This window comes from Candidatus Accumulibacter phosphatis, from assembly GCF_012939955.1.
In the GTDB taxonomy this organism is placed as follows: Bacteria; Pseudomonadota; Gammaproteobacteria; order Burkholderiales; family Rhodocyclaceae; genus Accumulibacter; species Accumulibacter delftensis.
This window is the reverse complement of the sequence record NZ_SPMY01000012.1, coordinates 26571-34554: the sequence shown is the minus strand read 5'-3', so window position 1 is coordinate 34554 and position 7984 is coordinate 26571. Positions and strand designations below refer to the sequence as shown.

Genomic DNA, 7984 nt, shown 5'->3' with positions numbered 1-7984 from the left:
CAGGTTGAGCCCGGGGATTTCACATCTGACTTACAAAACCGCCTGCGCACGCTTTACGCCCAGTAATTCCGATTAACGCTCGCACCCTACGTATTACCGCGGCTGCTGGCACGTAGTTAGCCGGTGCTTCTTATTCGGGTACCGTCATCTACTCAGGGTATTAACCCAAGCAATTTCTTCCCCGCCGAAAGAGCTTTACAACCCGAAGGCCTTCTTCACTCACGCGGCATGGCTGGATCAGGCTTCCGCCCATTGTCCAAAATTCCCCACTGCTGCCTCCCGTAGGAGTCTGGGCCGTGTCTCAGTCCCAGTGTGGCGGATCATCCTCTCAGACCCGCTACGGATCGTCGCCTTGGTAGGCCTTTACCCCACCAACTAGCTAATCCGACATCGGCCGCTCGCAGAGCGCAAGGTCTTGCGATCCCCTGCTTTCCTGCTCACAGAATATGCGGTATTAGCGTAACTTTCGCTACGTTATCCCCCACTCCAGGGCACGTTCCGATGTATTACTCACCCGTCCGCCACTCGCCACCAGGGTTGCCCCCGTGCTGCCGTTCGACTTGCATGTGTAAGGCATGCCGCCAGCGTTTAATCTGAGCCAGGATCAAACTCTTCAGTTCAAATCCTGAAACCCTCGCTCGACGTTCTTCCATCAGCCCAAGTTCCCTCAGACCAACAGCTTTACTTCCGTGCGAGTTACTCCATCTTTTTGGCAATCCGCATAAGCAGATCACCCCAGACCAAGAACCCACACCTATCGGTTGTCTCATTTTTAAAGAGCTGGTAGAACGACCACCTGGTCGAAACACCGTGCTGCCTGAGCAGCGAGAGGGCGCATTATACAGTCGTTTCCGGCGGCGTCAACACTTGCTTCGTGAATCTCGCCAAACCCGCCAACAACTCTTTGCTACGGCCCCGAAAGACCCCCCCCACAAACCGCGCCAATACGATATAAGAACTTGATTTCTATGAGTTTTTATTTGTCGCACTCGGCAGCGAAGGGGCGAATTATACAGGCTCAAAAATGGGCGTCAACCCTCTACTCAAAACAATTCGTGAATCAATCACAACACCACACGACAGCAGGCTCAGGCGATGCTTACCCGCGCAAACTTGCGCTTGCCCACCTGCAGCACGTAGCTGCCCTGCGGCGCCAGGACGAGTTGCCTGTCGTCGACCCGGCAACCATCGACCTTTACGCCTCCCTGGTCGATCATGCGCAAGGCCTCGGAAGTGCTGCCCGTCAGACCCGCCAGCTTGAGGACCTGCGCGATGCTCAGCGCCGGGTCACTGCCTGACAAGCAGACATCGGGAATGTCGTCGGGGATCGCACCGTGCCGGAAGCGTGCGTCGAAATCGGCAAGCGCCTGCACGGCAGCGGGAGCGCCATGAAAGCGCTCGACGATTTCCTGTGCCAGGAGAACTTTGGCGTCACGCGGGTTGCGTCCGTCAAGCACGCTGCGCCTGAGTTCCTCGATCGCCTCGCTGGCGCGAAACGACAACAGCTCGAAGTAGCGCCACATCAGTTCGTCCGAGACTGACATCAGCTTGCCGAACATCTCGCCCGGCAGCTCGTTGATTCCGACGTAGTTGCCGAGGGACTTCGACATCTTGTTGACGCCGTCCAGGCCTTCGAGCAGGGGCATGGTCAAAATGACCTGTGGCGCCTGTCCGAAATGCTTCTGCAACTCCCTGCCTACCAGCAGGTTGAATTTCTGATCGGTGCCGCCAAGCTCGACGTCGGCCTTCATGGCCACCGAATCATAGCCCTGGCAAAGGGGATAAAGCAGTTCGTGGATGGCGATCGGCTGCCCAATGCGATAGCGTTTGGCAAAGTCGTCGCGTTCGAGCATGCGGGCGACGGTATGCAGCGCGGCCAGACGAATCATGCCGGAGGCACCAAATGGCTCAAACCAGGTGGAGTTGAAGCAGACCTCGGTCTTTTCGGGATCGAGAATCTTGAACACCTGCTCCTGATAAGTCCTGGCGTTTTCGAGTATCTGCTCGCGTGATAGCGGTGGCCGCGTGATGTTCTTGCCCGTCGGATCACCGATCATGCCGGTGAAGTCGCCAATAAGGAACTGTACGTGGTGGCCGAGATCCTGAAAATGGCGGAGCTTGTTGATCAGCACCGTGTGCCCGAGATGGAGATCGGGGGCGGTGGGATCGAATCCGGCCTTGATCCGCAGGGGGCGGCCGCTTTTCAGCTTTTCGATCAGCTCGGTTTCAATCAACAACTCTTCGGACCCACGCTTGATCAGCCTGAGGTCGTGGTCAACAGCGCGCATGCAAACCTCTACGGTTTCTGCCCAGAGAGCTTCTGGAGAGAAGGGTTTTTTTGCTAGACTGCAGCGTTTTTTGTCGCCGACAGTCCAAGGAGAGCCGGATTTTAACGCATTCACACCCAAGGAACGACCGACAGCGTCGTCACCACTGGGCAGCCGCCGCCATCGCTGGCGCCTCACTGCTCGGCATGGTCGCCGCATTCGCCATTGCACCACCCGCCCAGGATCCTGGCGTCGAACTGACGACCGTTATCCAGAAGCTTCCGGCGCCAAGCATCACCCTGCTGGAAGCTGGCAAACCGACATTTCTGCGTGAAGAGCGTGTTCGCCGCAGCGACACCATCGCCAGCTTGATGAGCCGCTTGGGCATCTACGACGGGGAAGCGCTACAGTTCATTCGCAGCAACCAGCAAGCACGCGATATGGCGCGGCACCTGCAAGCCGGCACTACCGTCAGCGCCGAGACGGGCGCCTGGGGCAACCTGCACAGCTTGTCTGTGGATCTACCCGGCGGGGACGCAATGCTGGTCATCGAACGCAATGGCGACGACTTCGTCGCCCGTGAGCAGCCGCTGCAACTGGAGAGCCGCACCGTCATCAAGTCGGGCGAAATTCGCCACTCCTTGTTCGCCGCCACCGACGATGCCGACATTCCCGACGCCATCGCCATGCAAATGGTCGAGATTTTTGGCGGCGAGCTTGATTTCCATCGCGACCTGCGTAAGGGCGACCGCTTTTCGCTGGTGTACGAAAGCTTCACTGACCGTGGTCAGCCCGTGCGCAGCGGACGCATCCTGGCGGCCGAACTGGTCAACGACCAGACGGTCCTGCAGGCCTACTGGTTCCAGCCGGAACAGGGAGAGGGCGCCTATCACACGAGCGACGGCAGCAGCCTGCGCAAGGCCTTTCTACGCTCGCCGATAGAATTTTCCCGCATCTCGTCGGGCTTTTCCGGCGCACGCTTTCATCCCATATTGCGCACCTGGCGAGCCCACAAGGGCGTGGACTACGCGGCACGCGCAGGGACCGGCGTGGTTGCCGTTGCCGATGGTGTCGTCGAAACAGCGGCGCACCGGACTGGTTATGGAAAGTTGCTCGTAATCAAGCATCAAGGCAGCTATTCAACAGCTTACGGCCACCTCCAGGCTTCGCCAAGGGAATTCGCGAAGGAACGCGGGTGCGGCAGGGCGACACCATCGGCTACGTTGGCCAAACCGGCCTGGCGACCGGCCCCCATCTGCACTACGAATTCCGGGTCAAGGAAGAACCGGTCGACCCGCTGGCCATTGCCTTGCCGATTGCCATTCCACTCGGCAAGGCCCATCTCGCCCGCTTCGAGGCAGCCAAGCAGAAACTACGCCAGCAACTGGCGATGGCCGGAGAAATGACCCTGGCGACAGCCGAATAGCCGCCGCAGCCATCGTCGGTGAGAGGCTCTCAGGTGCTCGAAAAAAAGCCGTCCCTGAAGCAGGGACGGCTCGTCGGCAAACTTGCGGCGCCAGCTTTCAGGGCCGCCCAGGATTGCCGGTAAGCTTTTCGTATTTGATCCACAGCACGTCTTCGCTTTCCTGATTCGCCGGATCCTTGGGAATGCAATCGACCGGGCACACCTCGACGCACTGCGGCGTATCGTAGTGCCCGACACACTCTGTACACTTGTTGGGGTCGATCTCGTAGATTTCCTCCCCTTGCGTGATCGCCTCGTTCGGGCATTCGGGCTCGCACACGTCGCAGTTGATGCATTCATCGGTAATAATCAGAGACATTCTTGTGCTTCCTTCAGATCGTTGAAATTTCTCTTACTCGTTTGGCCAGCCGCTCACAGATGCTTGGCTGTACGAACTTGCTCACATCTCCACCGAGCATGGCGACTTCTCGCACCATCGTCGCCGAAATGAACATGTACTGCTCGCCCGGGGTCAGGAATAGTGTTTCGACCTCCGGGAAGAGGTTTCTGTTCATCCCGGCCATCTGGAATTCATAGTCAAAGTCAGAGACTGCGCGCAAGCCCCGGATGATCACTTTGGCGCCCTTGTCGTGCAAGAAATCCATCAGCAGGCCATTGAAGCCACAGACTTCGGCGTTCGGATAAGGGATCAACAGCTCGCTAGCCATCTCGACCCGCTCTTCAAGAGAGAAGAATGGCCTCTTCGGCTGGCTCTCGGCGATCCCCACGATCACCCGATCAAAGAGGCAACTCGCGCGCCGCACCAGATCCTCGTGGCCCCTGGTCATTGGATCGAAGGTCCCGGCATAGATTGCCATCCGCCTATTCAGTGCCATCCGCTTCGCCTCGTCTCATCAAGTGGTAGAAAACCTGGCCGGCCCGCCCACTGCGCACCGTGCGCCAGTTGCCACAACGCTCCACTGCTCTTTCGGCCTCGACGTAGATGACGCCGTCCGGGACGACAATGGCCGGCACGCTCGCCGCCAGAAGCTCGATCCAGCCCGCATTGAACGGTGGGTCGAGAAACAGAACATCAAAGCGCTGCTGGGTGGAAGTTGCGAATCTTACCGCATCCGAGCGCACAATTTCCAGGCGCCCAGCCATCCCCAAGGTTCTCGCATTGAGTTCAAGCGCCGCCAGAACCTTCGGTGAATTGTCGACCAGCACCACCCGCTCGGCGCCGCGCGAGGCAGCCTCGAAACCGAGAGCGCCGCTGCCAGCGAACAGATCCAGGCAGGAAAGGCCGCGCAAATCGTTGCCGAGCCAGTTGAACAGGGTTTCGCGCACCCGATCCGGCGTCGGCCGCAGACTTGGGAAATCAGGAAAGCGCAACAAACGCCGCCGCCACTCCCCGCCGATGATGCGTACCGTATTCAGGGCCTGGGTCCTTAGTCTCCGGCGACGATCACGGTCACCAGATGCGCAGGCCGCACACGGCGTGCAAATGCCGCTTTGATGTCGGCGAGGGTCACCTTTTCGATGTTGTCAGGATAGCGGTCAAGGTAATCAAGCGGCAGCCCATAAAAACCGATGACCGCGACGCTGCCCAGAATCTCGCTATTGCTATCCAGACGCAACGGAAAACTGCCGATCAAATTCTGCTTGGCGGCCAGAAGTTCTTCTTTGCTCGGGCCCTGCGCCAGGAAGCCGGCAAGCACTTCGCGAGTCAGCTTTAGCGCATCCTGCGCCTGCTCCTTCTTGGTCTGCAGACCGATCTGGAACGGCCCCAGCTGCGCCAGGGGCTGGAAGTAACTCTCTACGCTATAGGCGAGGCCTCGCTGGTCGCGCACCGCCTTCATCAAGCGCGAGACAAAGCCCCCACCGCCCAGCGTGTAGTTGCCGACGAGCAGCGGAAAGAAATCCGGATCGCCACGCTTGAGCGCCGGCAATCCCAACAACAGGTGCGCCTGTACCGCCGGATGGGCAATGCGCTGCTCGCTGGATGATGGCAATTCCGGGACGGCAATCGTCGTCATGCCCGGACTGGCTGGCAGTGCCGCAGTCAGATCCTCGGCCACCGCCTCCGCTTGCGCACGCGAAAGATCGCCAACGATGGCCAGGGTTGCCCGCGGCGCGGTGTAGTGGGCAGCATGGAAAGCGAGCACGTTCGCCCGTTCAAGAGCCGCCACGGACGCCACTGTCGCCTGTCGTCCGTAGGGGTGCGCGGCGTACATGGCCGACCACAACGCCCTGCTGGCGAGCGTCTCTGGACGCGTCAGCGCCTCCTTGAGCGCAGCCACGGAACGTGCCTTCTCGCGCTCGAAAACGACTTGCGAAAACTGGGGCGTGCTCAGGATCGCGCGCAGCAGCTCGAAAGCCACAGAGCGCTTGTCGGCCATCGACAAGCTGCGCAGAACAAGCGAAGCACGATCCCGGTCAACCTCGCCCGTCAGCTGTGCACCGACGTCGGCCATCCGGCTGGCAATCTGCGTCTCGTCCATCCCGGCCACGCCGAGCTCGAGCAGTTCGCGCGTCAGTGACGCAACACCGGCCTGCGCTTCGTTTTCATAAGCCGTGCCGGCAGCAAAATCGACCTGGATGTCGACAATCGGTAGCGCATGGTTCTCGACGAAGAAGACGCGCGCACCCGATGTCGTCTGCCAGCGCTCGATCCGCGGAGCGGCGTTGGAAAGCGGCGCGGCAAGAGAAAGCACGAGCAGCAGCACGCATTTGCAGGCATTCATCGAGCGACACTCATTGCTGTAAAAGTCGCGTAGGCGACTCGCCAAGCTCCCTTCCCACCGCGGGAGAAGGGCCGGAAGAAGAGGGGGGCGGTCATGACTTTCATGATCCGGTGTATCTCGACAGGTCATGACCGTCAATGGCGAGCCGGAGCGGGCGAGCGCGCCGCCGACGGCAAGGGCTGCGGCACGAGTTCGGCAACCGTCAGACCCTGGTCACTAAAGTACCTGCGGGCAACGGTTTGAACCTGCGCCGCAGTCACTTCCTGCAGTTTTTCGAGCAAGCGCCGCTTCTGCGCATACGGAATGCCCACCGCTTCCAGCTGGCCGATCTCCATGGCCTGCGCAAACATTGAATCAAGCTTGTAGATCTGGCCAGCAATCAGTTGCGCCTTGGCGCGCGCAAGCTCATCCGCGCTAACCGCGCGCTCCTGAACAGCAGCGATTTCGGCGCGCAATCCGGCTTCGAGTTCGCTGACCGACTTTCCCTCGCTGGGAGAAGCGCGCAGATAGAAGATGCCCGGGCCGCGTGCGGTCGAGTCGTAATCGGCCTCAGCCTCTACGGCCAGCTGTTGCCTGCGCACCAGGCTCGTCGAGAAGCGCGCCGCGTCGTGGCCGGCGAGAATTGCGCCCAGAATTTCCAGCGCATAGGGGTCGACGTCCTGCTCGACATGGCGAATGACTGGCACTTTGTAGGCCATCATCACCAGCGGCAGGTCAGCTGGTGCCTTGACGGACAGGCGCCGCGTCCCGAGCTGCGGAGGTTCGTCCTGCGGTTTTCTGACCGGCAATTGGCGCGCCTGCAGCGGACCGTAGTGCTGGGTGGCAAGCGCGAACACCGCCTGATGATCGACGTCGCCGACAACCACCACCGTGGCATTGTTCGGCGCATACCAGTTGTCGTACCAGCGACGCGCGTCGGCAGGAGCCAGATTCTCGAGATCGTTCATCCAGCCGATGATCGGTACGCGATACGGGTGGGCCTGAAAAGCAGTGGCCGTCAGCTGCTCGAAGAGCAAGGATTGTGGCTGATCTTCGGTGCGCAGGCGGCGCTCTTCCATGACCACGCGAACCTCTTGCGCGAATTCCGCCGGGTCCAGGGTCAGATGGCGCATGCGGTCGGCTTCCAGCTGCATCATCTCGGCGAGTTTGTGCTCCGGCACCTGTTGAAAATAGGCGGTGTAGTCGCGACTGGTGAAGGCATTGTCACGACCGCCGGCAGCGGCGACGCGGCGGTTGAACTCACCGGGCCCGGCATTCGGGGTGCCTTTGAACATCATGTGTTCGAGAACATGCGCGACACCGGTGCGGCCATTCGTTTCGTCCATGCTGCCCGCACGATACCAGACCATGTGCACCACTGTCGGTGCACGCCGGTCCTCCTTGACAATGACGCGCAGACCATTCGGCAGCTGCTGCTCGAAGGTCTCGGCCAGCCCTGGCACGGGCGCGGCGAGGGCCAGCAGTAGAGGAATCAGTCTCGTCTGACGCATGAGTATGAATCGCTTCTGATAAAATCCCGGGGTGTGTCGGATACTTGCGCCGGCATCTTACCACCGGCCAGGTTCCTG

The 7984-nt window shown here is 60.3% G+C and carries 7 protein-coding genes, 1 rRNA gene and 1 pseudogene; 2 read left to right on the top strand and 7 right to left on the bottom strand.

Annotated features, from left to right (window positions below):
- A 16S ribosomal RNA gene (locus E4Q23_RS04705) occupies window positions 1–620 on the bottom strand; the annotation flags it as partial.
- Between the two features lie 468 nt (window positions 621–1088).
- The gene (gene tyrS / locus E4Q23_RS04700) at window positions 1089–2288 is read right to left on the bottom strand and encodes a tyrosine--tRNA ligase (RefSeq protein WP_169065559.1); all 1200 of its coding nucleotides are present in this window, start codon (window positions 2286–2288) and stop codon (window positions 1089–1091) included.
- 185 nt (window positions 2289–2473) lie between these two features.
- On the opposite strand from tyrS, the pseudogene E4Q23_RS04695 reads away from it, so the two are divergent.
- A pseudogene (locus E4Q23_RS04695) lies at window positions 2474–3373 on the top strand (M23 family peptidase); the annotation flags it as partial.
- An 89-nt stretch (window positions 3374–3462) separates the two neighbouring features.
- Window positions 3463–3693, top strand: a complete 231-nt coding sequence (locus E4Q23_RS25095) for a M23 family metallopeptidase (protein WP_423753306.1) — start codon at window positions 3463–3465, stop codon at window positions 3691–3693.
- 97 nt (window positions 3694–3790) lie between these two features.
- Here the strand turns inward: E4Q23_RS25095 and E4Q23_RS04690 are convergent, their stop codons facing one another.
- From E4Q23_RS04690 to E4Q23_RS04670, 5 genes are all read right to left on the bottom strand, one after another.
- Window positions 3791–4051: a YfhL family 4Fe-4S dicluster ferredoxin gene (locus tag E4Q23_RS04690; RefSeq protein WP_169065557.1), complete on the bottom strand. Its 261-nt coding sequence runs from the start codon at window positions 4049–4051 to the stop codon at window positions 3791–3793.
- 13 nt (window positions 4052–4064) lie between these two features.
- Window positions 4065–4550, bottom strand: a complete 486-nt coding sequence (gene coaD / locus E4Q23_RS04685) for a pantetheine-phosphate adenylyltransferase (RefSeq protein ID WP_423753305.1) — start codon at window positions 4548–4550, stop codon at window positions 4065–4067.
- 4 nt (window positions 4551–4554) lie between these two features.
- Window positions 4555–5109, bottom strand: coding sequence for a 16S rRNA (guanine(966)-N(2))-methyltransferase RsmD (gene rsmD, locus E4Q23_RS04680; protein ID WP_169065564.1), 555 nt, complete (start codon window positions 5107–5109; stop codon window positions 4555–4557).
- A gap of 11 nt (window positions 5110–5120) precedes the next feature.
- Window positions 5121–6416, bottom strand: coding sequence for a M16 family metallopeptidase (locus E4Q23_RS04675; protein ID WP_169065556.1), 1296 nt, complete (start codon window positions 6414–6416; stop codon window positions 5121–5123).
- 134 nt (window positions 6417–6550) lie between these two features.
- The gene (locus E4Q23_RS04670) at window positions 6551–7906 is read right to left on the bottom strand and encodes a M16 family metallopeptidase (RefSeq protein ID WP_169065555.1); all 1356 of its coding nucleotides are present in this window, start codon (window positions 7904–7906) and stop codon (window positions 6551–6553) included.
- Between the last annotated feature and the right edge of the window lie 78 nt (window positions 7907–7984).